Annotated in this window: 25 protein-coding genes; 13 read left to right on the forward strand and 12 right to left on the reverse strand. The window is 57.5% G+C overall.

The features are described from left to right. Window positions 1–49: 49 nt before the first annotated feature. Window positions 50–862, reverse strand: a complete 813-nt coding sequence (locus tag IM303_RS00135) for a Cof-type HAD-IIB family hydrolase (protein WP_193359473.1) — start codon at window positions 860–862, stop codon at window positions 50–52. Beyond that, a complete protein-coding gene (locus IM303_RS00140; RefSeq protein ID WP_048999340.1) occupies window positions 852–2,066 on the reverse strand; it encodes an MFS transporter in 1,215 nt (404 codons plus the stop codon). The genes IM303_RS00135 and IM303_RS00140 overlap by 11 nt, the downstream gene beginning before the upstream one ends. Window positions 2,067–2,147: 81 nt before the next feature. On the opposite strand from IM303_RS00140, the gene IM303_RS00145 reads away from it, so the two are divergent. Next, on the forward strand, window positions 2,148–2,699 hold the full coding sequence (locus IM303_RS00145) for a TetR/AcrR family transcriptional regulator (RefSeq protein ID WP_047368174.1): 552 nt from the start codon (window positions 2,148–2,150) through the stop codon (window positions 2,697–2,699). A 21-nt stretch (window positions 2,700–2,720) separates the two neighbouring features. On the opposite strand, the gene arsC is transcribed toward IM303_RS00145, so the two are convergent. The 4 genes from arsC to IM303_RS00165 form a co-directional block, all read right to left on the reverse strand. Further along, window positions 2,721–3,152 carry a glutaredoxin-dependent arsenate reductase gene (arsC, locus tag IM303_RS00150; RefSeq protein WP_048999341.1) on the reverse strand — a complete coding sequence of 144 codons (432 nt, stop codon included), beginning with the start codon at window positions 3,150–3,152 and terminating at the stop codon, window positions 2,721–2,723. A gap of 12 nt (window positions 3,153–3,164) precedes the next feature. Next, window positions 3,165–4,454, reverse strand: a complete 1,290-nt coding sequence (locus tag IM303_RS00155) for an arsenic transporter (protein WP_048999342.1) — start codon at window positions 4,452–4,454, stop codon at window positions 3,165–3,167. 40 nt (window positions 4,455–4,494) lie between these two features. Next, a complete protein-coding gene (locus tag IM303_RS00160; RefSeq protein WP_048999343.1) occupies window positions 4,495–4,815 on the reverse strand; it encodes a metalloregulator ArsR/SmtB family transcription factor in 321 nt (106 codons plus the stop codon). Between the two features lie 253 nt (window positions 4,816–5,068). Beyond that, a complete protein-coding gene (locus IM303_RS00165) occupies window positions 5,069–6,754 on the reverse strand; it encodes an aspartate:alanine antiporter (RefSeq protein ID WP_014169303.1) in 1,686 nt (561 codons plus the stop codon). A 279-nt stretch (window positions 6,755–7,033) separates the two neighbouring features. On the opposite strand from IM303_RS00165, the gene IM303_RS00170 reads away from it, so the two are divergent. Further along, window positions 7,034–7,402, forward strand: coding sequence for an inner membrane protein YbjM (locus IM303_RS00170; RefSeq protein ID WP_080339193.1), 369 nt, complete (start codon window positions 7,034–7,036; stop codon window positions 7,400–7,402). Between the two features lie 30 nt (window positions 7,403–7,432). Here IM303_RS00170 and IM303_RS00175 read toward each other — a convergent pair whose 3' ends face one another. Then, window positions 7,433–7,702, reverse strand: coding sequence for a GrxA family glutaredoxin (locus IM303_RS00175; RefSeq protein WP_028012502.1), 270 nt, complete (start codon window positions 7,700–7,702; stop codon window positions 7,433–7,435). 185 nt (window positions 7,703–7,887) lie between these two features. Between IM303_RS00175 and nfsA the strand changes: the two genes are divergently transcribed. From nfsA to IM303_RS00230, 11 genes are all read left to right on the forward strand, one after another. Further along, window positions 7,888–8,610 carry a nitroreductase NfsA gene (nfsA, locus tag IM303_RS00180; protein WP_048960877.1) on the forward strand — a complete coding sequence of 241 codons (723 nt, stop codon included), beginning with the start codon at window positions 7,888–7,890 and terminating at the stop codon, window positions 8,608–8,610. 69 nt (window positions 8,611–8,679) lie between these two features. After that, window positions 8,680–9,582 carry a 30S ribosomal protein S6--L-glutamate ligase gene (gene rimK, locus IM303_RS00185; RefSeq protein ID WP_028012504.1) on the forward strand — a complete coding sequence of 301 codons (903 nt, stop codon included), beginning with the start codon at window positions 8,680–8,682 and terminating at the stop codon, window positions 9,580–9,582. A gap of 63 nt (window positions 9,583–9,645) precedes the next feature. Further along, entirely contained in the window at window positions 9,646–10,122 is a 477-nt protein-coding gene (locus IM303_RS00190; RefSeq protein WP_003858385.1) for a YbjN domain-containing protein, read from the forward strand. 350 nt (window positions 10,123–10,472) lie between these two features. Continuing rightward, window positions 10,473–11,585, forward strand: coding sequence for a spermidine/putrescine ABC transporter substrate-binding protein PotF (gene potF, locus IM303_RS00195; RefSeq protein ID WP_028012505.1), 1,113 nt, complete (start codon window positions 10,473–10,475; stop codon window positions 11,583–11,585). 98 nt (window positions 11,586–11,683) lie between these two features. Further along, window positions 11,684–12,817 (forward strand): putrescine ABC transporter ATP-binding subunit PotG, encoded by a 1,134-nt coding sequence (potG, locus tag IM303_RS00200; protein WP_045630953.1) that lies wholly within the window; start codon window positions 11,684–11,686, stop codon window positions 12,815–12,817. Window positions 12,818–12,826: 9 nt separating this feature from the next. Further along, window positions 12,827–13,780, forward strand: coding sequence for a putrescine ABC transporter permease PotH (potH, locus tag IM303_RS00205; protein ID WP_193052258.1), 954 nt, complete (start codon window positions 12,827–12,829; stop codon window positions 13,778–13,780). Then, a complete protein-coding gene (potI, locus tag IM303_RS00210; protein ID WP_028012508.1) occupies window positions 13,777–14,622 on the forward strand; it encodes a putrescine ABC transporter permease PotI in 846 nt (281 codons plus the stop codon). The genes potH and potI overlap by 4 nt, the downstream gene beginning before the upstream one ends. Window positions 14,623–14,687: 65 nt before the next feature. After that, window positions 14,688–15,161, forward strand: a complete 474-nt coding sequence (locus IM303_RS00215) for a YbjO family protein (protein WP_028012509.1) — start codon at window positions 14,688–14,690, stop codon at window positions 15,159–15,161. Between the two features lie 40 nt (window positions 15,162–15,201). Next, window positions 15,202–16,329 (forward strand): 23S rRNA (uracil(747)-C(5))-methyltransferase RlmC, encoded by a 1,128-nt coding sequence (gene rlmC / locus IM303_RS00220; protein WP_193359474.1) that lies wholly within the window; start codon window positions 15,202–15,204, stop codon window positions 16,327–16,329. A gap of 72 nt (window positions 16,330–16,401) precedes the next feature. After that, the gene (locus tag IM303_RS00225) at window positions 16,402–17,109 is read left to right on the forward strand and encodes a response regulator transcription factor (protein ID WP_041912037.1); all 708 of its coding nucleotides are present in this window, start codon (window positions 16,402–16,404) and stop codon (window positions 17,107–17,109) included. After that, window positions 17,093–18,562, forward strand: a complete 1,470-nt coding sequence (locus IM303_RS00230; protein WP_059358016.1) for an ATP-binding protein — start codon at window positions 17,093–17,095, stop codon at window positions 18,560–18,562. Before IM303_RS00225 ends, IM303_RS00230 begins: the two co-directional genes overlap by 17 nt. Window positions 18,563–18,637: 75 nt before the next feature. Here the strand turns inward: IM303_RS00230 and artJ are convergent, their stop codons facing one another. From artJ to artP, 5 genes are all read right to left on the reverse strand, one after another. After that, entirely contained in the window at window positions 18,638–19,369 is a 732-nt protein-coding gene (gene artJ / locus IM303_RS00235; protein ID WP_015571008.1) for an arginine ABC transporter substrate-binding protein ArtJ, read from the reverse strand. A 179-nt stretch (window positions 19,370–19,548) separates the two neighbouring features. Next, window positions 19,549–20,217, reverse strand: a complete 669-nt coding sequence (gene artM, locus IM303_RS00240; RefSeq protein WP_028012513.1) for an arginine ABC transporter permease ArtM — start codon at window positions 20,215–20,217, stop codon at window positions 19,549–19,551. Further along, entirely contained in the window at window positions 20,217–20,933 is a 717-nt protein-coding gene (artQ, locus tag IM303_RS00245) for an arginine ABC transporter permease ArtQ (RefSeq protein WP_192970834.1), read from the reverse strand. The genes artM and artQ overlap by 1 nt, the downstream gene beginning before the upstream one ends. A gap of 6 nt (window positions 20,934–20,939) precedes the next feature. Further along, window positions 20,940–21,671: an arginine ABC transporter substrate-binding protein ArtI gene (gene artI / locus IM303_RS00250; RefSeq protein WP_008500032.1), complete on the reverse strand. Its 732-nt coding sequence runs from the start codon at window positions 21,669–21,671 to the stop codon at window positions 20,940–20,942. A gap of 19 nt (window positions 21,672–21,690) precedes the next feature. After that, a complete protein-coding gene (artP, locus tag IM303_RS00255) occupies window positions 21,691–22,419 on the reverse strand; it encodes an arginine ABC transporter ATP-binding protein ArtP (protein WP_008500030.1) in 729 nt (242 codons plus the stop codon). Between the last annotated feature and the right edge of the window lie 145 nt (window positions 22,420–22,564).

Raw genomic sequence — 22,564 nt, forward strand, 5'->3', positions numbered from 1 at the left:
CTTTGGGGAGAGGGCCAGGTGAAGGGCGAGGCCGCCAGACCGCACGCGGTCAATTAAACGGTGCCTCCCCGTTCATTACCTTCTCAATCACGTTTAAAACGCCTTCCTCGTTATTATGCGGTGCTTCAAAGCGCGCCTCCGCTTTAATATGCGGTTTGGCATTTGCCATCGCAAAGCTGAACCCGGACTGACGCAGCATCTCCACGTCGTTGCCGCTGTCACCAAAGGCCACCACTTCGCTGTCCTCGATGCCCCAGCGCGTTTGCAGGATCCGCAGGCCGTTGGCTTTATGCACGCCGGGGATAATCAGGTCAATGCTGCCGTGACCGGTGGTGACGGGCACCATAATGTCACTCAGCTTTTCATGCAGCAGCGCCTGAATGTGCGGAATTTCGTCATCGGAAACGTTGAGCCCGAACTTGAAGAAGATGTCGTTCAGGCTGTTGAAATCCTGCACCCTTTCGAGACGGTGATAATATTTTGACGCGATATCAATGAAGGCATCGTCATAGGCCTTAAGCGTGTAGGCGCTGCCTTTCCCGCAGGCGATAATCTCAATGCCGGGAACATCGTTTAAGACGGTGGCCACGGTGTTGAAATGCGCTTTTGTCAGCTCGCCGTTGAACACATCTTCCCCGGCATCGACCACCCAGCCGCCGTTTTCGGCAACAAAGGCAATTTCATGGGCGATCTCCGGGAAGAAGGAGATCAGCTGGTAATACTGGTTGCCACTCGCGACCACAAAGCGAATGCCTTGCTCCTTCATGCGCGCATACTGCGCCAGAAAGCGCGGGCGGTTATAGGTCTTGGCATCACTCAGGAATGTGCCATCCATGTCGACGGCGATCAGTTTAACGCTCATATCCCTTCTCCATTGACGTTTGTTCCGTTTCCGGCTTTGCCACCGCGCGCGCCACCAGCGCCGCGATGATAACCAACCCTAACACCACCAGCATGGCGCTGCGCAGCCCGTAGTGCTCACCGAGGAAACCGAGCAGCGGCGGCCCGACCAGGAAGGCGAGGTAGCCCGTGGTCGCCACCACGCTGACGCGGGTCGGGGCATCCGGGCCGGTGTCGCTGGCGGCCGAAATAGTCAGCGGGAAGCCGAGCGACGCGCCCAGACCCCAGAGGATCACCGAGACCCCGGCAATCCAGTCCACGTCCACAAAGACGATCATCGCGATACCCAGGCCGCCGAGCAGGGCGCTGGCGCGCACTACCGCCACGCGGCTGTAGCGATCGATAAACCAGCCGCCGGTGAAGCGCCCGACGGTCATCCCCAGCGTAAACCCGGCGTAAATCAGCGAGCCGGAGGTCGGACTAAAGCCGTGGCCGTCCACCATCAGCAGCGGCAGCCAGTCGTTGGCAGAACCTTCCGCGAAGGCCATCGCCAGCACCACCACGCCGATGAGCATCAGCTGGAAATCGCGGTAGAAGGGCAGCCCTTTTTCCGTCGACTGCTGTTCTTCAGCGGAATTCTTGCCGGTACCGTTCGGGATCGCCCGAATGCCGGTCAGGATCGGAATGATGCATACCAGCGCCGCCAGCAGGATATGCAGATTCGCGCTCATGCCAAAGGCCGTCAGCGCCATCCCCACGCCCGCGCCAGCGAGCGTGCCGAGGCTGTAAAAGCCGTGCATCATGGGCAGCACGGTTTTGTTCATCTCGCGCTCGACCGCCGCCCCTTCAACGTTAATCGCAACCTCTGCCGAGCCGAAGCTGCCGCCAAATACCGTCAGCCCCAGGGCAAACAGCACCGGCGAAGCAAACCACAGCGCCACGCTTAGCACGATCATCCCAATTACCGCGAAGCACATGGTGGTGCGGATCACCGCCCGCGTGCCAAAGCGCTTCACCAGCCACGCGGAGCAGAGGATGCCGCTCATGGAGCCTATCGACAGGCCGAACAGCACGATGCCCATCTCCGCGGTAGAGACGGACAAAATATCGCGAATGGCGGGCGTACGTGTGGCCCAGGAGGCCATCAGCAGACCGGGAATAAAGAAGAACATAAACAATGCCCACATGCGTAGTCGCAGGGCGTTGCGGGAAGAGGTCAGCGTCATTGGGGTAGCACCAGAAGTACAACAGTAGCGACAACACTAGCAAGTTTGTGTACATTTGTACACAAACCAGGTGAGGGATTTATGAGCAGACCACCGAACGATCCGCATCGACGTGAAAAAATTCTCCAGGCGACGCTGGATACCATTGCCGAACACGGGATTCACGCCGTTACGCACCGTAAAATCGCCAGCTGCGCGGGCGTGCCGCTGGGGTCGATGACCTACTATTTCGACGGCATGGAGCCGCTGCTGGAGGAGGCCTTCACGTGGTTTACGCGGCAGATGTCACAGCAGTACCGGGATTTCTTCGCGGGCGTCACCGGGCCGGAGATGGCGTGTGAATCCATCACCACCCTGATCCACAGCTCGCAGGTGACCACGCCGCACAACATGGCGCTGATGTATCAGCTTTACGCCTTTATGCACCGAAGCGCGGCGCTCAAAACGGTGATGCAGGACTGGATGAAAATGAGCCAGACCACGCTGGAGCAGTGGTTCGACCCGGTCACCACCCGCGCGCTGGATGCCTTCATCGAAGGGATGACGCTGCACTATGTGACTGACCGAGAGCCATTAAGCCGGGAGGAAATTCGGGCGATGGTGGGGAGAATTGCGGGCGAGGGGAACCCTTAAGCATCACTCGCCCTGCCTGTTTTACCTGCGTTCGATTTTTTTCCCGCTGGCGTCCACGACGGCTTCGCCATCCTCTTTCGTAAACGCGCCTTTCTGCGCGTCCGGCAGGATGTCGAGGACGACTTCAGACGGGCGGCACAGGCGGGTGCCCAGCGGCGTGACCACAATCGGACGGTTAATCAGGATCGGGTGTTGCAGCATAAACTCGATAAGCTGGTCGTCGCTGAAGATATCTTCAGCAAGGCCGAGTTGTTCATAGGGCTCCACGTTTTTGCGCAGCAGATCCCGCACCGAAATCCCCATATCGGCAATCAGGGTGGTCAGCTTATCGCGCGACGGCGGGGTTTCCAGATAGAGGATAATCTCCGGCTCCGTGCCGCTGTTGCGGATCATCTCCAGCGTATTGCGCGAGGTGCCGCAGGCTGGGTTGTGGTAGATGGTGATGTGGCTCATATCAGTGGCTCATTACAGTGTGAAGGAGAGACGTAGCGCCAGCGCGGCGAGCGTCACAAACAGGACCGGCAGCGTCATGATGATGCCCGTCCGGAAATAGTAGCCCCAGGTAATCGTCATGTTTTTTCGCGCCAGCACGTGGAGCCAGAGCAGGGTGGCGAGGCTGCCGATAGGCGTGATTTTCGGCCCCAGATCGCAGCCAATCACGTTGGCGTAAATCATCGCGTCCTTGAGCAATCCCGTCGCCGTACTGCCCTCAATGGAGAGCGCGCCAATCAGCACCGTGGGCATATTGTTCATTATGGATGACAGGAACGCGGTGATGAACCCGGTTCCCAGCGTGGTGGCCCACAGTCCGTGTCCGGCCAGGCTATTCAGCACGCCAGTGAGATAATCCGTCAGCCCGGCATTGCGCAGGCCATACACCACCAGATACATCCCGAGCGAGAAAATAACAATTTGCCAGGGTGCGCCGCGCAGCACTTTTCCGGTGTTTATTGCATGTCCCCGTTTTGCGACAGCGAATAAAATCAGCGCGCCGACGGTGGCGATGGCGCTGACCGGAATGCCGAGAGGTTCAAGCACAAAGAAGCCAACGAGCAGAAGCAGCAGCACGATCCAGCCCGTTCTGAACGTCGGGAGATCGTGAATGGCCCGCGCGGGCTCCTGAAGTTTCGCCAGGTCATATTCCGGGGGAATTTCCTTGCGGAAGAAGAGATGCAGCATCACCAGCGTTGCGACAATCGCGGCGATATCAACGGGGATCATCACCGAGGCGTATTCGCTGAACCCCAGCTTAAAGAAGTCTGCCGACACGATGTTGACCAGGTTGGAGACAATCAGCGGCAGGCTGGCGGTATCGGCGATAAAACCTGCCGCCATCACAAACGCCAGCGTGGCCTGCTTGCTGAACCCCAGCGCCAGCAGCATGGCGATGACGATAGGCGTCAGGATCAGCGCCGCGCCGTCATTGGCAAACAGCGCCGCCACGGCCGCACCCAGCAGCACGATATAAGTAAACAGCAATCGCCCACGACCGTTTCCCCAGCGGGCAACGTGCAGCGCCGCCCATTCGAAAAAGCCGGACTCATCCAGCAGCAGGCTGATAATGATGACGGCGATAAACGTCGCCGTGGCGTTCCAGACGATATTCCAGACCACAGGTATATCGTTAATGTGAATTACCCCGCTGGCCAGCGCCAGCACGGCGCCAATGGTCGCGCTCCAGCCGATACTGAGCCCTTTGGGCTGCCAGATGACCAGTACCAGCGTAAACAGAAAAATTGCCCCTGCCAGAAACATCGCTTACTCCGTTATATCTGATTTCATGAATATGTTTTGATTAGCATGAGCCCGGGAGTCGGTTTTTCAGCTTCATGCGCGTCTCTTCCCGCAGGCAGTTCCAGCTGGTGTCGATAACGGCTGCCGCCCATGCCGGCATGTTGGGAGAGAGACGGTAATGGACCCATTTGCCCTCGCGACGATCGATAACCAGCCCGGACTCGCGCAGCAAGGCCATGTGGCGGGAGACTTTCGGCTGAGATTCGGCGGTGGCGGCGCAGAGATCGCAGACGCACAATTCTCCCGTTTCGCGAAGCAGCATGACGATGGCGAGTCGCGTTTCGTCGGAGAGGATTTTGAAGAGCTGGAGCGGGTGGAGCATGGGTGTTCCTGAGGGTAGATTAAATCATATTCGTTTAATCATATATGTTTTGGTGGGAAGAGAGAAGGTCAGATTACAGAAAGGGGAATTTCAGGCAACAAAAAACCCATCAACCTTGAACCAAAACGGCGGGGTTGATGGGCTCCACAAATTGGGGACATCAAAGAAAAGCAGTGGCACTAGTTATGACTGCCCCCTGCTAAAAAAGTTCTGCGCGTTACAAAAATTTTTTCATTACGCGCAAACTTAGGAGTTATCCGAGTCCCGGCCAGATGATGATAATCAGCGTACCCGCCAGCGTCAGCAGTACGTTCGCGATAGCATAGGTGCCTGCATACCCCAGCGCCGGGATGTTGCTGCGCGCGGTATCGCTGATGATTTCCATCGCCGGGGCACAGGTACGCGCCCCCATCATTGCCCCGAACAGCAGGGCGCGGTTCATACGCAGCACGTAGGCGCCGAACAGGAAGCAGATCACTACCGGTACCAGGCTGACGATAAGGCCGGAAACCAGCATCTGCCAGCCGACGGCGCCCAGGCTGTGGCCGATGCCGCTGCCCGCGCTCAGGCCGACGCCCGCCATAAACACCATCAGACCGAACTCTTTCACCATGTTCAGCGCGCCCTGCGGAATGTAGCCGAAGGTCGGATGGTTGGCTCGCAGGAAGCCCAGCATGATCCCGGCGAACAGCAGACCGGCGGCGTTACCGATGCCGAAGCTGAAGTTGCTGAACTGGAAGGTGATCATCCCGATCATCAGGCCAACGATGAAGAAGGCGCAGAAGGCCAGCAGGTCGGTGACCTGGCTGTGAATAGAGATAAAGCCGATGCGGTCGGCAACGGTTTTTACGCGTCGCGCGTCGCCGCTGACCTGCAGCACGTCGCCTTTGTTGAGCACAACGTTGTCGTCGATAGGCATCTCAATCTGGCTGCGGATCACGCGGTTGAGGAAGCAGCCGTGGTCGGTCAGCTTCAGCTGCGCCAGGCGGCGGCCCACGGCGTTATGGTTTTTCACCACGATCTCTTCGGTGACGATGCGCATGTCGAGCAGGTCGCGGTCGAACACCTCTTTGCCGTTACGGAAGCTCGGGTCGAGACGGGCGTGCGCGTCCGGGTAACCCACCAGCGCGATGTCGTCGCCCATCTGCAGCACCGCGTCGCCGTCCGGGTTCGCCAGAATGCCGTTGCGGCGGATACGTTCGATGTAGCAGCCCGTCTGGCGGTAAATTCCCAGTTCGCGAAGATTTTTGCCGTCTGCCCATGCCACCAGCTCCGGCCCGACGCGGTAGGCGCGGATAACCGGGAGATAGACTTTACGTTTGGAATCGGTATCCAGGCCGCGCTCGCGGGCGATTTGCTGGGCGCTGGTCTGCAGATCCTGGTGCTGCAGTTTTGGCAGGTAGCGCGCGCCAACGATCAGGCTCACCAGACCAATCAGATAGGTCAGGGCGTAGCCCAGACTCAGATGGTCGAGGGCGGTAGAGAGCTGCGCGCCCGCCATGCCGGAATGCCGCAGCGTATCACCGGCGCCCACGAGCACGGGGGTTGACGTCATAGAGCCGGCCAGCATACCGGCCGTAAGCCCGATATCCCAGCCAAACAGTTTGCCCAGTCCTAACGCGATCAGCAGCGCGCTGCCGACCATCACCAGCGCCAGCATCAGATAATTTTTGCCGTCGCGGAAGAAAATTGAAAAAAAGTTAGGTCCCGCTTCTACGCCAACGCAAAAAATAAACAGCATAAAACCTAAGTTCAGCGCGTCCGTGTTAATGCTGAAGTGCTGCTGGCCTAATAATAAGGAGACGACTAAAACGCCAATGGAATTACCGAGTTGAACCGAACCCAGGCGCAATTTACCCAGGCAAAGACCCAGCGCCAGTACCACAAATAATAACAGGATGTAATTCCCATTTAACAAGTCTGCGACGTTTATATTCACGGAGGCTAACTTCTTGTTTACCAGTAAGTTGTTGAATGAAAGGACTTTTTGGGCTACTGTTTTCTGGATCAGGGAAAAGCGCTAACGCTCCCTGTTTCCTGCTTTATTCCCTAAAACATTAGCTGGCGTGTAGTTTAATCGCATTAGCTACTGACAGCTACTGATTATCGCATCACCCTGTGCGTACTTTGGCATGGATTGCCGCACTGCTTTATCTGACTGGGCGTCTACCCGACGAATGTGTATTTGATAGAGATAAGTCAGGAGGATAGTTTGAATATGAAACGAAACTGGGCGGGGGTGATCAGCTGTTTTTTGCTGTTCACGGTCGTGTGCATGTCGCTCGCATTTAATGTAAAGGGCGCGTTCAGGGCGTCCGGGCATCCTGAGCTGGGGTTGCTCTTCTTCACGTTGCCGGGGGCTGCCGCCAGTTTTCTCTCCCGTCAAGGGGAGGTGGTGAAGCCGCTGTTGGGCGCCATGCTCGCTGCACCGCTGTGTCTGCTGATGATGCGCCTGATGTATATTTCAACGCGGAGTTTCTGGCAGGAGCTGGCGTGGTTGCTGAGCGGCGTATTCTGGTGCGCGCTTGGCGCGCTGTGCTACCTGTTTGTGCGCAGCCTGGTTCAGCACCGACGGCACCGCAAATAAAAACGCCCTCAGGGTGAGGGCGTCTCTTTATTACTGCTCGGCAAACAGGCCCAGATGCTCTTTAGCGTAGGCCTCAAAGTCGGTGCAACCGCCGATGTGTTTCTGATCGAGGAAGATCTGCGGCACGGTTTCAACCGGCTTACCGACGGTTTTTTCCAGGTCGGCTTTGGTGATGCCTTCCGCGTGGATGTCCACATAGCGGAAGTTGAAGTCATCGCGCTCTTCGGTCAGTTTCTCAGCCAGCTCTTTCGCGCGCACACAGTAAGGGCACCCTGGACGACCAAAAATTACTGCAAACATTTCTCTCTCCTCAAAAAACAAGCCTGACGGCGAATGACACGTATAGTGCCCCATAACCCGCCGTCATTAAAGAAGGTTTCGCCTGTCGTTATAATATCTATGAGCTATGTTTCGCCAATTACACCGCGCACATCATTGCCTATACTGGCTGCCATACGTATTAAGCAAGACTAAAGAGAGACAAGATGACGCCAACCATAGACCTGCTCCAGTCCCACCGCTCCATTCGCCACTTTACCGATGAGCCGATTACCGAGGCGCAGCGTAATGCGATTATCGACAGCGCAAGAGCCACCTCCAGCTCCAGCTTTTTGCAGTGCAGTTCGATTATCCGCATTACCGATAAAGCCATGCGTGAACAGCTGGTGACGCTCACCGGCGGGCAGAAGCATGTGGCTCAGGCAGCCGAGTTCTGGGTGTTCTGCGCCGACTTTAACCGCCACCTGCAGATCTGCCCTGAGGCGGAACTTGGGCTGGCCGAACAGCTGCTGCTGGGCGTGGTGGATACCGCGCTGATGGCGCAAAACGCCTTTACGGCCGCGGAGTCGCTGGGGTTAGGCGGTGTCTATATCGGCGGCCTGCGTAACAACATTCAAAGCGTGACCGACCTGCTGAAGCTGCCAAAACACGTGCTGCCGCTGTTTGGCCTGTGCCTCGGCTGGCCGGCGGACAACCCGGATCTCAAGCCGCGCATTCCTGCCGCGATGCTGGTGCATGAAAACCATTACCAGCCGGTCGATCAGGATGTCCTGAATCACTACGACGAAGAGCTGGCGAACTACTACATGACGCGCGGCAGCAATAACCGTCGCGACACCTGGACGGACCATATTCGCCGCACCATCATCAAAGAAAACCGCCCGTTTATTCTTGAGTATCTGCACAAGCAGGGCTGGGCAACGCGATAGTCCATTCCTCCTGCGCCTGCCTGCGTATATGATATGCAGGCTTTTTCCATGTCTTCAGAGAGGTGCAGGGTGAAAATTGCCATATTGTCCCGGGACGGAACGCTCTATTCATGTAAGCGCCTGCGAGAAGCGGCGGCGAAACGCGGGCATCAGGTTGAGATCCTCGACCCGATGTCCTGCTATATGAACATCGACCCCGCCGCCTCGTCGATTCACTACAAAGGCCGCAAGCTGCCGCACTTCGATGCGGTGATCCCCCGCATCGGCTCCCAGATTACCTACTACGGCACCGCCGCGCTGCGCCAGTTCGAGATGCTGGGCAGCTATCCGCTCAACGAATCCGTCGCCATTTCCCGCGCCCGCGATAAGCTGCGCTCCCTGCAGCTCCTCGCCCGACAGGGGATCGATCTCCCCGTCACGGGCATTGCCCATTCACCGGACGACACCAGCGATCTGATCGATATGGTGGGCGGCGCGCCGCTGGTGATCAAGCTGGTGGAAGGCACGCAGGGTATTGGCGTGGTGTTAGCGGAAACGCGTCAGGCGGCGGAGAGCGTGATCGACGCCTTTCGCGGGCTGAATGCGCACATTCTGGTGCAGGAGTACATTGAAGAGGCGAAAGGGCGCGACATTCGCTGTTTCGTGGTGGGGAACGAGGTCGTGGCGGCCATCGAGCGCCAGGCCAAAGAGGGCGACTTCCGCTCTAACCTTCACCGCGGCGGCGTTGCGCGGGTAGCCGATATTAGCGAACGCGAACGGGAAATAGCCGTGAAAGCGGCGCAAACCCTGGGGCTGGACGTAGCGGGCGTGGACCTTCTGCGCGCGACGCGCGGGCCGCTGGTGATGGAGGTGAACGCCTCCCCGGGGCTGGAAGGTGTGGAAAAAACCACAGGGGTCGATATTGCAGGTAAAATGATCTCATGGATCGAGCGTCATGCCACGCCGGGTTACTGTCTGAAAACGGGCGGTTAAATGGATTACCGGGCGCTTTTTGAGTACCCTATGCGAAGTTTTTACTAAAGAGGCTGCACAGCGATGGATTTACAGGTCGTACCTACACTGGATACGTTACGTCAATGGCTTGATGATGCCGGGATCACCTTCTTCGAATGTGATTCCTGCCAGGCGCTGCATCTGCCTCATATGCAGAATTTCGACGGCATTTTCGATGCCAAAATCGATCTGATTAACGACGTGATCCTTTTTTCCGCGCTGGCCGAAGTGAAGCCTTCTGCGCTGCTGGCGCTGGCCTCCGATCTCTCGGCTATCAACGCCAGTTCTTTGACGGTGAAAGCATTTCTCGATATACAGGACGATAATCTGCCAAAACTGGTCGTTTGCCAGTCTTTATTCTCCGGGGCAGGGCTGTCGTTCAAGCAGTTCGCCTGGTTTATGCGCCTGAGCGAAGAGCAAATTTCCATGGTTATGATGGAAGCCAATGCACATCATCTGCTGTATAGCGCGGAAGACGATGCTGAGAATAATGATGCATCTCCCAATTTTCTTCACTAAGCCTGTCTGACTTTTGCGCAGTCGCTGCCATAGCGGCTGCAGAAGGCCATTTTTTCTGCTGCCTTTAACCTTTCTTTAAAGAATTTTTCACCTCCCTCAAGGCCATTTCGGCTTATCACGTAGACTTAACCTGCATAAAAAATTGATAAAAGGCGTTTTTTCGTCTGGGCTATAGCCGGAGACACGGGCTACAGTTATTCTTGCGATGCTTAAAAAAGCGAGCGGATCCTGCCGGGTAAAGAGGTTTCTTTTTATTTTGAGCAGAGCGACAAACTATGCATGATTTTTGCATATATCCAGATTGCACAGTTTAGTTCGTTTGTTAACGAGCTTTCAGAAGGAATAACACTATGATCGCCTTGAATAAAAAATGGTTATCGGGTCTGGTTGCGGGTGCTCTGATGGCCGTCTCTGCCGGCACGCTCGCTGCGGAACAAAAAACGCTGCACGTATACAACTGGTCTGACTATATTGCGCCGGACACGGTCGCTAATTTTGAAAAAGAGACCGGCATTAAAGTGGTCTATGACGTTTTCGATTCCAACGAAGTGCTGGAAGGAAAGCTGATGGCAGGCAGCACCGGTTTTGACCTGGTCGTACCTTCCGCAAGCTTCCTGGAGCGTCAGTTGACGGCGGGCGTCTTCCAGCCGCTGGACAAGAGCAAGTTATCGAACTGGAAAAACCTCGATCCGGAAGTGCTGAAGCTGGTGGCGAAGCACGACCCTGACAACAAATACGCCATGCCTTACCTGTGGGCGACCACCGGTATCGGCTACAACGTGGATAAAGTCAAAGCCGCGCTGGGCCCGGACGTTAAGCTGGACAGCTGGGACGTGGTGCTGAAGCCGGAAAACCTTGAGAAGCTGAAAAGCTGCGGCGTCTCCTTCCTCGATGCGCCGGAAGAGATTTTCGCCACCGTGCTGAACTACCTGGGCAAAGACCCGAACAGCAATAAAGCCGATGATTACACCGGCCCGGCGACCGATCTGCTGCTGAAGCTGCGTCCAAACATTCGCTACTTCCACTCGTCACAGTACATCAACGACCTGGCGAACGGCGACATCTGCGTGGCGATCGGCTGGGCAGGGGACGTGTGGCAGGCGGCGAACCGCGCGAAAGAGGCGAAAAACGGCGTGAATGTGTCCTACTTCATTCCGAAAGAGGGGGCGCTGGCCTTCTTTGACGTCTTCGCCATGCCTGCTGACGCGAAAAACAAAGAGGAAGCCTACCAGTTCCTGAATTACCTGATGCGTCCTGAGGTGATCGCCCACATCAGCGACCACGTTTACTACGCCAACGGTAACAAGGCCTCCGTGCCGCTGGTGAGCGAAGCGATCCGCAGTAACCCGGCAATCTATCCGCCAGCGGACGTGTTCGCCAAGCTCTTCACCCTGAAAGTTCAGGATCCAAAAATTGACCGCGTGCGTACCCGCGCGTGGACCAAGGTGAAAAGCGGTAAATAACCCTTTGTCACAGGCCGGGCGAGCGAAGCACCCCCGGCAACAGGCGCACCGTTCTGGTGCGCCTGCACCATGATTTGATCTCTACCGGAGAACACCCCGTGAATGACGCGATCCCCCGCCCGCAGGCGAAAGTCCGTAAAGCGCTGACCCCGCTTCTTGAAATTCGTAACCTCACCAAATCTTTCGATGGCCAGCATGCCGTGGACGACGTCAGCCTGACTATCTATAAAGGCGAAATATTCGCGCTACTGGGCGCATCGGGCTGCGGTAAATCGACCCTGCTGCGTATGCTGGCCGGTTTTGAACAGCCTACCGCCGGGCAAATCATGCTCGATGGTGTGGATCTCTCCAGCGTGCCGCCGTATCAGCGCCCGATTAACATGATGTTCCAGTCCTACGCGCTGTTTCCGCACATGACGGTGGAGCAAAACATCGCCTTTGGCCTGAAGCAGGACAAGCTGCCGAAAGCCGAAATCACCGCGCGCGTGGCCGAAATGCTGAGCCTGGTGCATATGCAGGAGTTCGCGAAGCGGAAGCCGCACCAGCTTTCCGGCGGCCAGCGTCAGCGCGTGGCGCTGGCGAGAAGCCTGGCGAAACGCCCGAAACTGCTGCTGCTCGACGAGCCGATGGGCGCCCTGGATAAAAAGCTGCGCGACCGTATGCAGCTCGAAGTGGTCGATATCCTCGAGCGCGTGGGGGTGACCTGCGTGATGGTCACCCATGACCAGGAAGAGGCCATGACCATGGCCGGGCGTATCGCGATCATGAACCGCGGGAAGTTCGTGCAGATTGGCGAGCCGGAAGAGATTTACGAGCATCCGACCACCCGCTACAGCGCGGAGTTCATCGGCTCGGTCAACGTTTTTGAAGGGCTGCTGAAGGATCGTCAGGAGGATGGTCTGGTCATCGAATCGCCGGGGCTGCAGCATCCGCTTAAGGTCGATCCTGACAGCTCGGTGGTGGATAACGTGCCGGTCTACGTGGCGCTGCGCCCGGAGAAGATCATGCTCTGTGACGATCCGCCTGCCGATGGCTATAACTTTGCCGTCGGGGAAGTGGTGCACATTGCCTATCTGGGCGATCTCTCCATTTACCACGTGCGCCTGAAAAGCGGACAGATGCTCAGCGCGCAGCTACAGAACGAACATCGCTACCGCAAGGGGCAGCCGACCTGGGGCGACGAAGTGCGCCTGTGCTGGGACGCGGACAGCTGCGTCGTGCTGACGGTATAAGGAGCGATCATGAGCACACATGAACCTCCAGCCCGCGTCAAAAAACCGGGCGGCGTTGCCCACTGGCTGACGCGCCTTAAGATGAACCACGGCCGCAAGCTGGTAATCGCCATGCCTTACGTGTGGCTGATCCTGCTGTTCCTGCTGCCGTTCCTGATCGTCTTTAAGATCAGCCTGGCGGAGATGGCGCGGGCGATCCCGCCGTATACCGATCTGTGGGAGTGGGCCGACGGGCAGCTGACGCTGACGCTGAATCTGGGCAACTTCCTCCAGCTCACCGAGGATCCGCTCTATTTCGAAGCCTATCTGCAGTCTCTGCAGGTGGCGGCGATCTCGACGCTCTGCTGTCTGGTGATGGGCTACCCGCTGGCGTGGGCCGTGGCGCACAGCAAGCCGTCAACGCGCAACATCCTGCTGCTGCTGGTGATCCTGCCGTCGTGGACATCGTTTCTGATACGCGTTTACGCGTGGATGGGGATCCTGAAAAACAACGGGGTGCTGAATAATTTTCTGATGTGGCTTGGGGTTATCGATCAGCCGCTGACCATCCTGCACACCAACCTTGCGGTCTATATCGGAATTGTCTATGCCTATCTGCCGTTTATGGTGTTGCCGATTTACACCGCCCTGACGCGGATTGACTACTCGCTGGTGGAAGCCTCGCTCGATCTCGGCGCGCGTCCGCTGAAGACCTTCTTCAGCGTGATTGTCCCGCTGACCAAAGGTGGAATCATTGCCGGGTCGATGCTGGTGTTTATTCCGGCGGTCGGGGAGTTTGTGATCCCGGAACTGCTCGGCGGGCCGGACAGCATCATGATTGGCCGCGTGCTGTGGCAGGAGTTCTTCAATAACCGCGACTGGCCGGTGGCGTCGGCGGTGGCGATTATCATGCTCCTGCTGCTGATCGTCCCGATCATGTGGTTCCATAAGCATCAGCAGAAACAGATGGGAGATCGCGGATGAACAACTTACCGGTAGTACGCTCCCCGTGGCGCATTCTGATCCTCGTTATCGGCTTCACCTTCCTGTATGCGCCGATGCTGATGCTGGTGATCTACTCGTTCAACAGCTCTAAGCTGGTGACGGTCTGGGCGGGCTGGTCGACGCGCTGGTACAGCGAGCTGTTCCACGACGACGCAATGATGAGCGCGGTGGGGCTGAGCCTGACCATTGCCGCGCTGGCGGCCACGATGGCCTGCGTTCTGGGCACCATCGCCGCGCTGGTGATGGTGCGCTTCGGGCGTTTTCGCGGCTCAAACGGTTTCGCCTTTATGATCACTGCCCCGCTGGTGATGCCGGACGTCATTACCGGCCTGTCGCTGCTGCTGCTGTTCGTGGCCCTGGCGCACGCCATCGGCTGGCCGGCGGATCGCGGCATGCTCACCATCTGGCTGGCGCACGTCACCTTCTGTACCGCGTATGTGGCGGTGGTGATCTCCTCGCGCCTGCGCGAGCTGGACCGCTCCATTGAAGAGGCGGCGATGGATCTCGGCGCCACGCCGCTAAAGGTCTTTTTCATCATTACCCTGCCGATGATTATGCCGGCGGTGATCTCCGGCTGGCTGCTGGCGTTCACGCTCTCCCTCGACGATCTGGTTATCGCCAGCTTTGTCTCAGGGCCGGGCGCGACGACGCTGCCGATGCTGGTCTTCTCCAGCGTGCGCATGGGGGTGAACCCGGAGATCAATGCTCTGGCCTCTATCATCCTCGGCGTGGTCGGAATTGTCGGATTTATCGCCTGGTATTTGATGGCGCGCGCGGAAAAACAGCGCGTGCGCGATATCCAGCGTGCAAGACGCGGCTGAAGGATTTAAAATTTCCGGTGATGTGCCGCGCATGACGCGGCACTGTTTTTCAGGGAAGTAAAACATTGGGATTAGTAAAAAAATCACGTATTACGCACGCCCGTCCTAACGTTCCTGCGCTGGTTCAGGTGGCGGCGCTCGCCATTATTATGATCCGCTGCCTGGACGTGCTGATGATTTTGAATACGCTGGGCGTGCGCGGCATCGGGGAATTCATTCACCGCAGCGTGCAGACGTGGAATCTGACGCTGGTCTTTTTAAGCAGCCTGGTGCTGGTGTTTATCGAGATCTACTGCGCGTTTTCGCTGGTCAAAGGGCGAAACTGGGCGCGCTGGGTCTATCTGCTCACGCAGGTGACCGCCGCCAGCTATCTGTGGGCCGCCTCGCTGGGCTATGGCTATCCTGAGCTGTTCAGCATTCCGGGTGAGTCGCGACGTGAGATTTTCCATGCGCTGGTCATGCAAAAACTGCCGGATATGCTGGTGCTTTGCCTGCTTTTCGTTCCGGCGTCCAGTCGGCGGTTCTTCCGCCTGCAATAATGTGTATAATCGCAGCCCTCGTTTTCCTTAAGGTTTTCATATGCAGTGCGCACTCTATGACGCCGGACGCTGCCGCTCCTGTCAGTGGATAGAACAGCCGGTCTCTCAACAACTCACCGCCAAAATGGCCGACCTGCAACAGCTGCTGGCAGCGCACGCGGTGGGCGAGTGGTGCGCACCCGTCAGCGGCCCGGAGCAGGGCTTTCGTAACAAAGCCAAAATGGTGGTCAGCGGCAGCGTTGAAAAACCGCTGCTGGGGATGCTGCACCGCGACGGCACGCCGGAAGACTTAACCGACTGCCCGCTCTATCCCGCCTCGTTTGAGCCGGTCTTTGCCGCACTGAAACCGTTTATCGCTCGCGCGGGGTTAACGCCTTACAACGTTGCCCGCAGGCGCGGCGAGCTGAAGTACCTTCTCCTGACGGAAAGCCAGATCGACGGCGGCATGATGCTGCGCTTCGTGCTGCGTTCGGAAGCCAAGCTGGAGCAGCTGCGCGCGGCGCTGCCGTGGCTGCAGGAACAGCTTCCTCAGTTAAAGGTGATTACCGCAAACATTCAGCCGGTGCATATGGCGATCATGGAAGGGGAGAAAGAGGTTTTCTTCACCGACCAGCACGCGCTGGCGGAGAGCTTCAACGGCGTGCCGCTGTGGATCCGCCCGCAAAGCTTCTTCCAGACCAACCCGACCGTGGCAAGTAGCCTGTACGCCACCGCCCGCGACTGGGTGCGCGCGTTAAACATCCATCATATGTGGGACCTGTTCTGCGGCGTGGGCGGTTTTGGCCTGCACTGCGCCACGCCCGAGATGCAGCTCACCGGCATTGAGATCTCCGCCGAAGCGATTGCCTGCGCAAAGCAGTCCGCCGCCGAGTTGGGGTTAACCAATCTGCACTTTCAGGCGCTGGACTCCACGCAGTTCGCGACCGGTCAGGGCAACGTGCCGGAGCTGGTGCTGGTTAATCCGCCGCGTCGTGGGATTGGCAAATCCCTGTGCGACTACCTGAGCCAGATGGCGCCGGAATACATCGTCTATTCAAGCTGTAACGCACAGACCATGGCGAAAGATATCGCTAATCTGCCGGGCTACCGCATTGAACGCGTGCAGCTTTTCGATATGTTCCCGCATACCGCGCATTATGAAGTCCTGACGTTGCTCGTGAAATCTTAAACAAAATGTGAACTCTGCCCGCCCATAAAATCAGGTAAGCTTACGTCATAAGAGATGAATAAAGGCTTACCCATGAAGCAGATCCTGCTGGTGGAAGACGACCACGATATCGCGGCGCTTCTGCGGCTCAACTTAGAAGACGAAGGCTACGCCATCACCCACGAGCCCGACGGGGGCAACGCCCTGCAGCGCCTTGAAAAACAGCCGTGGGATGCGGTGATCCTCGACCTGATGCTGCCCAACGTTGACGGCCTGGAGATCTGCCGCCGCATCCGCCAGATGACCCGCTACCTGCCGGTGATCATCATCAGCGCCCGCAGCAGCGAAACCGACCGCATCACCGGGCTGGAAACCGGCGCCGATGATTATCTGGCAAAACCCTTTTCAGTGCAGGAACTGATTGCCCGCATCAAAGCGCTGTTCCGCCGCCAGCAGGCGATGGGGCAGGCGCAGGCTGACGGGCAAATTCAGGCCCACGGCCTGACGATCGATCCCCTGGCGCGCAGCGTGCTGCTTCACGGCCAGGTGGTGGATCTCACCCCGCGCGAATTCGAACTGCTGTACTTCTTCGCCCGCCATCCCGGCGAGGTGTTTTCCCGTCTGGCGCTGCTGGAGCAGGTGTGGGGCTATCAGCACGAAGGCTACGAGCACACCGTCAACACCCATATCAACCGCCTGCGCATCAAGATTGAGAAGGACGCCGCCGAGCCGGAGATAATTCGCACCGTCTGGGGCAAGGGTTACAAATTTGCGGAGCCAAACCATGATGCGCCGCTTTAGCCTGAGCCAGCGACTGACGCTGCTGTTTGTCCTGCTGATGATGCTCTGTGCTACCGTCGCCTGCGCGGTACAGCTCTACAGCAGTATGCAGTACGGCAACGCGATGGTGCAGCGGTTGTCGGGCGGCCTGGCGCAGCAGATCGTCCAGCGGGAACCGATTCTGGACGCGCAGGGCAGGGTTGACCGCACCGCGCTGAAGCCGCTGTTCGACCGGCTGATGACCTTCAACCCGAGCGTTGAACTGTACGTTATCTCGCCGGACGGCGATATCCTGGCCGATGCCGCACCGCCGGGCCATATTCAGCGGCAAAAAATCGACCTGGCACCGGTTCAGACCTTCCTGAGCGGTACCGCCATACCGGTACTGGGCGACGATCCGCGCAGTCAAAATAAAAAAGTGTTCAGCGCCACGCCGCTGCGGCAGGACGGCGAGCTTAAGGGCTACCTGTACATTATTTTGCAGGGCGAGGAGTCGAACGCGCTGGCGGAAATGGCCTGGCATAAGGCGCTCTGGAGCACGGTGCTCTGGTCATTGCTGTGGGTCGCGCTGTTTGGCCTGCTGGCGGGACTGCTGGTCTGGTACTGGGTGACGCGTCCGGTTAAGCGCCTGACGGAAGAGGTCACCGGCCTGGAGCAGGACAGCATTAGCGCAATCAGGCTGCTCGCAGCACAGCCGCCGGATGCCGCGGCCAATGACGAAGTGGCGCTCCTGCGCAACAGTTTCATCGAGCTGGCGCGGAAAATTACCCGCCAGTGGGACCAGCTGGCCGACAGCGATCGCCAGCGCCGGGAGTTTATCGCCAACATTTCGCACGATCTTCGCACGCCGCTGACCTCGCTGCTGGGCTATCTTGAAACCCTGTCGCTCAAATCCGCCACCCTGACGCCGCAGGAGCACCAGCAGTATCTCGCCACCGCGCTGCGTCAGGGACAAAAGGTACGACATCTTTCCCAGCAGCTTTTCGAGCTGGCGCGCCTTGAGCACGGCGGCATTAAGCCGCAGCGCGAGCGTTTCGCGATGGGAGAGCTGATTTCCGACGTGGCGCAGAAGTTTGAGCTTACCGCCCGCACGCGCGAGGTGAATCTGCATATTGACGTGCCGGGCCCCTTGCCGCTGGTCAATGCCGATGTGTCGATGATCGAGCGCGTGGTGACCAACCTGCTCGATAACGCGATGCGTCATACGCCCACTGGCGGGGAAATTCGTCTGGCGGTGTGGCAGGAGAATGAACGGCTTCAGGTCGAAGTGGCAGACTCCGGAACGGGCGTGGATGCCGCGCTGCGCGACGATCTGTTCCAGCGGCCTTCGGCGCTGAATACCCAGGCATCGCGGGAGAACCGCGGCGGGTTAGGGCTGTTAATCGTTAAGCGAATGCTGGAGCTGCACGGCGGCGGGATCAGGCTGATGGAGTCCGTGAGCGGGGCGCGGTTCAGGTTCTTTGTGCCGCTGTGAGAAATTGCCGGGTGGCGCTGCGCTTACCCGGCCTACAGACTACCCCCGTAGGCCAGACCACCCGGCAAAAAGAGATTACTGCGGGAACCACTGCTCGCTGATTTTCTGGTACGTGCCGTCTGCTTTAATCGCCTTCAGCGCGCCGTTCAGTTTTTCCAGCAGGGCTTTGTTATCCGGACGTACCGCGATGCCGAGGCCCGTGCCGAAGTACTGCGGATCGGTCACTTTTTCCGTTGCCGTACCCAGCTGCGGGTTGGTTTTCAGCCATTCGTTTACCACGGCGGTGTCGCCGAAGACGCCATCGATACGGCCGTTTTTCAGGTCGATAATCGCGTTCTGGTAGCTGTCATAGGCGACGGTTTTCACTTCAGGATGTTTGTCCTGCAGGTATTTCTGGTGCGTGGTGCCATTTTCCATCCCGATGCGTTTGCCTTTCAGCTCGTCAAAGGACTTATAAGCCCCTTTCTTCGCAATCACCACCGCCGAGTTGGCGTAGTACGGGTCGGTGAACGCGACCTGCTTGCTGCGCTCCGGCGTGATGTCCATCCCGGAGATCACCGCATCGTATTTCTTGAATTTCAGCGACGGGATCAGGCTGTCGAAGGCATGGTTGGTAAAGGTGCAGTCGGCCTGCATCTGCTTGCACAGGGCTTTCGCCAGGTCGATATCGAAACCGACGATCTGATTGCTGGCATCCAGCGATTCAAACGGCGGATAGGTGGCCGAAACGCCAAAATTGATTTTATCAGCAGCGGATGCGCCAGCGGCGAAGGTGGCGAGTAGTGCGGCCAGAACTAACTTTTTCATTGTAATGCTCCCGTCTGTCTATCTTGTCATTATGCGCCGTGTCTGCGGCATGGATGTACAATGCCAGTTAATGAATTTATATGCAATAAATATGAGTAAATATTGTATATGGTATAAAAAAAAGCGGATAAGCCATCGGGTTATCCGCTCTGGTAATTACGTTTTATGCACTCGCGTGATTAATTTCTGCGCTCAAACGCTAACGCTTTACGCTCAATCAGTCGCATCATCAGCGTCAGCAGACCGTTCACCACCAGATAGACCACGCCAGCCGCGCCGAACACCATCACGTCATAGGTGCGCCCGTAAAGCAGCTGCCCGTGACCCATCACTTCCATCAGGGTGATGGTGTAGGCCAGTGAGGTACTTTTGAACACCAGCACCACTTCGTTGGAGTAAGAGGAGAGCGCGCGCTTGAAGGCGTACGGCAGCAGGATCGCCAGCGTGTCTTTTTTGCTCATGCCCAGCGCCCCGCAGGACTGCCATTGTCCTTCCGGGATGGCACGGATCGCCCCGTAAAACAGCTGGGTGGTATAGGCCGCGCTGTTCAGCGAAAGGGCAATCAGAGCGCAGAGCCACGGCTCAGAGAGCAGGTGCCAGATAACCGGATACGCCTGCAGTGACGGGAACTGGCCCGGACCGTAGTAAATCAGGAAGATCTGCACCAGCAGCGGCGTACCGGTAAACAGGGTGATGTAGCCGCGCACGATCCACACCAGCACCGGCGTTTTCAGCGTCAGGATGATGGTGAAGATGAGCGCCAGGATCAGCGCCACAATGATGGACGCCACGGTCAGCGTCAGGCTGGTGTGCAGCCCTTTCATCAGCTCCGGGAAATATTCAAGCATCAGCCTGGTCTCCGTTCAAAGCGCGTCGCACGCAGGTCAATACGCTTGAGGATGTACTGACTGAGCAGCGTGATTACCAGGTAGATAGCCGCCGCCACAATGTACCAGGTAAATGGCTCCTGAGTACGGGTGGCGATGCTTTTGGTTTGCAGCATCAAATCGTTCACGCTGATCAGGCTCACCAGCGCGGTATCTTTCAGCAATACCAGCCACTGGTTGCCCAGGCCCGGCAGGGCGTGGCGCCACATCTGCGGCATCACCAGACGGAAGAAGATCGCTGCTTTCGACATGCCCAGCGCCTGACCGGATTCCCACTGCCCCTGCGGTACCGCTTTCAGCGCACCGCGCAGGGTTTGCGACGCGTACGCGGAGTAGAGCAGGGATAGGGCAATCACGCCGCAGAGGAACGGGCTGACGTCAAAGTTGTCAATCTGCATCTGCACCGGTATCTGCGCAAAGCCGAGATTCATCGTGAAGCCGTCCGACAGCGTGAGCAGCAGCTGTGAGGAGCCGAAATAGATGAACAGGACCACCAGAATTTCCGGTAGCCCACGCAGTACGGTGACCAGCGCGGAGCCCGCCCAGGCGACGGGGAACCATTTTGCTGATTCCCACACCGCAAAGAACATTGCCAGCACCAGGCCGATAATCAGTGCGCAAACGGCAAGGCCGACGGTCATCCCGGCGGCGCTTGCTAAAGGAAAAATTTCATTCATCAGGAATTACTTCTGGAACCATTTTTTGTAGATGGTTTCGTAGGTGCCGTCTTTCTTCACTTTTTCCAGCGCAGCGTTGAATTTCTGCTGCAGCTCGGTGTTGCCCTGACGAACGGCAATCCCCAGACCGGTACCGAAGTAGTCCTTATCGGTCACTTTGTCGCCCACTGGCGCCAGTTTGTCGTTGGCTTTCAGCCACTCGGTCACGACAGCGGTATCACCAAATACCCCGTCGATACGGCCATTCTGCAGATCCAGCTTCGCGTTCTGGTAGCTGTCGTACGGAACGGTGGTGATTTCCGGATGTTTATCCATGATGAACTTCTGGTGCGTGGTGCCGTTCTGCACGCCGACTTTCTTGCCTTTCAGCTGATCGACAGAGGTGAATTTACCTTTCTGACCAATAAACAGGGCGGAGTTGTCGTAGTAAGGGGTGGTGAACAGCACCTGCTTTTCGCGCTCAGGAGTGATGTCCATACCTGCCATGACGGCGTCAATACGGCGGAACTTCAGGCTTGGGATCAGGCTGTCGAACGCCTGATTGCTGAAGGTACAGGTTGCGTCGATCTCTTTACACAGGGCGTTTGCCAGGTCTACGTCGAAGCCAACAATTTTGTTGTTCGCATCAATGGACTCAAACGGAGGGTAGGAGGCTTCCGTGGCGAAACGAATGGTCTGGGCTGCGGTAGCGGAAAGGGTAACGCCAGCAAGCAGCACGGCAAGTAATACTTTTTTCATTATATTTCCCCTGACACAATCAATGAGATAAATAGTTTTTGAAGGCATCGGTTTGCGGGTTCGCGAAGCAGCTCGCGTCACCTTGCTCAACGATATACCCGTTTTCCATGTAGACCACACGGCTGGCGGTTTTACGCGCCACTTCCACTTCGTGGGTAACAATGACCTGCGTAATATTGGTTTCCGCCAGTTCGCGAATGATGCTGACGATCTGGGCGGTGATTTCCGGGTCCAGCGCCGCGGTCGGCTCATCAAACAGCAGTACCGCGGGCTCCATCATCAGCGCGCGGGCAATCGCCACGCGCTGCTGCTGACCCCCAGAGAGGTGCAGCGGATAGCGGTCGCTGTAGGGCTTAAGGCGCAGACGCTCCAGCAGCTTTTCAGCACGCGCGATGGCCTGATCTTTGCTTAACCCCAGCACGCGGCACGGGGCTTCAATCAGGTTTTGCAGCACCGTCAGGTGCGGCCAGAGATTGTATTGCTGGAAGACCATGCCGACGTTTTGACGCAGTTCGCGTATAGCTTTATCTGACGGGGTTTTCGCGAAATCAAAATGGTTACCGGCGATAGCCAGCGTACCGGAACGGGGCATTTCAAGCAGATTAAGGACGCGCAGAAGGGAGCTTTTGCCTGCACCGCTTGGGCCAAGTAAAACCAGCGTTTCGCCTTCCGGGCAGTTCAGCGTGATGTCAAACAGCGCCTGGTGTGCGCCGTAGAAGCAGTTAATGCCGTTTAGTTTAATACTCATCGGGGCAGTCTTTACTCATCCAGGCAATCTATAGCAATTGAGGCCGCAGATAGTACCGTTGACAGAATAGTTATGCAATATTTCTGCGTTAAAAGTTAAATATAACCCGCATTTCCTCTTAAACATAGCACAAAATAGCGAACGG

Origin of the sequence: Enterobacter cloacae complex sp. P38RS (genome assembly GCF_014930775.1) — a bacterium.
GTDB lineage: Bacteria > Pseudomonadota > Gammaproteobacteria > Enterobacterales > Enterobacteriaceae > Enterobacter > Enterobacter bugandensis.

Excerpts from the sequence above, each read along its gene's own strand:
- IM303_RS00135 (WP_193359473.1), bottom strand. The coding sequence starts at position 862 with ATGAGCGTTAAACTGATCGCCGTCGACATGGATGGCACATTCCTGAGT.
- IM303_RS00140 (WP_048999340.1), bottom strand. The coding sequence starts at position 2,066 with ATGACGCTGACCTCTTCCCGCAACGCCCTGCGACTACGCATGTGGGCA.
- IM303_RS00145 (WP_047368174.1), top strand. The coding sequence starts at position 2,148 with ATGAGCAGACCACCGAACGATCCGCATCGACGTGAAAAAATTCTCCAG.
- arsC (WP_048999341.1), bottom strand. The coding sequence starts at position 3,152 with ATGAGCCACATCACCATCTACCACAACCCAGCCTGCGGCACCTCGCGC.
- IM303_RS00155 (WP_048999342.1), bottom strand. The coding sequence starts at position 4,454 with ATGTTTCTGGCAGGGGCAATTTTTCTGTTTACGCTGGTACTGGTCATC.
- IM303_RS00160 (WP_048999343.1), bottom strand. The coding sequence starts at position 4,815 with ATGCTCCACCCGCTCCAGCTCTTCAAAATCCTCTCCGACGAAACGCGA.
- IM303_RS00170 (WP_080339193.1), top strand. The coding sequence starts at position 7,034 with ATGAAACGAAACTGGGCGGGGGTGATCAGCTGTTTTTTGCTGTTCACG.
- IM303_RS00175 (WP_028012502.1), bottom strand. The coding sequence starts at position 7,702 with ATGTTTGCAGTAATTTTTGGTCGTCCAGGGTGCCCTTACTGTGTGCGC.
- nfsA (WP_048960877.1), top strand. The coding sequence starts at position 7,888 with ATGACGCCAACCATAGACCTGCTCCAGTCCCACCGCTCCATTCGCCAC.
- IM303_RS00190 (WP_003858385.1), top strand. The coding sequence starts at position 9,646 with ATGGATTTACAGGTCGTACCTACACTGGATACGTTACGTCAATGGCTT.
- potF (WP_028012505.1), top strand. The coding sequence starts at position 10,473 with ATGATCGCCTTGAATAAAAAATGGTTATCGGGTCTGGTTGCGGGTGCT.
- potH (WP_193052258.1), top strand. The coding sequence starts at position 12,827 with ATGAGCACACATGAACCTCCAGCCCGCGTCAAAAAACCGGGCGGCGTT.
- potI (WP_028012508.1), top strand. The coding sequence starts at position 13,777 with ATGAACAACTTACCGGTAGTACGCTCCCCGTGGCGCATTCTGATCCTC.
- rlmC (WP_193359474.1), top strand. The coding sequence starts at position 15,202 with ATGCAGTGCGCACTCTATGACGCCGGACGCTGCCGCTCCTGTCAGTGG.
- IM303_RS00225 (WP_041912037.1), top strand. The coding sequence starts at position 16,402 with ATGAAGCAGATCCTGCTGGTGGAAGACGACCACGATATCGCGGCGCTT.
- IM303_RS00230 (WP_059358016.1), top strand. The coding sequence starts at position 17,093 with ATGATGCGCCGCTTTAGCCTGAGCCAGCGACTGACGCTGCTGTTTGTC.
- artJ (WP_015571008.1), bottom strand. The coding sequence starts at position 19,369 with ATGAAAAAGTTAGTTCTGGCCGCACTACTCGCCACCTTCGCCGCTGGC.
- artM (WP_028012513.1), bottom strand. The coding sequence starts at position 20,217 with ATGCTTGAATATTTCCCGGAGCTGATGAAAGGGCTGCACACCAGCCTG.
- artQ (WP_192970834.1), bottom strand. The coding sequence starts at position 20,933 with ATGAATGAAATTTTTCCTTTAGCAAGCGCCGCCGGGATGACCGTCGGC.
- artI (WP_008500032.1), bottom strand. The coding sequence starts at position 21,671 with ATGAAAAAAGTATTACTTGCCGTGCTGCTTGCTGGCGTTACCCTTTCC.
- artP (WP_008500030.1), bottom strand. The coding sequence starts at position 22,419 with ATGAGTATTAAACTAAACGGCATTAACTGCTTCTACGGCGCACACCAG.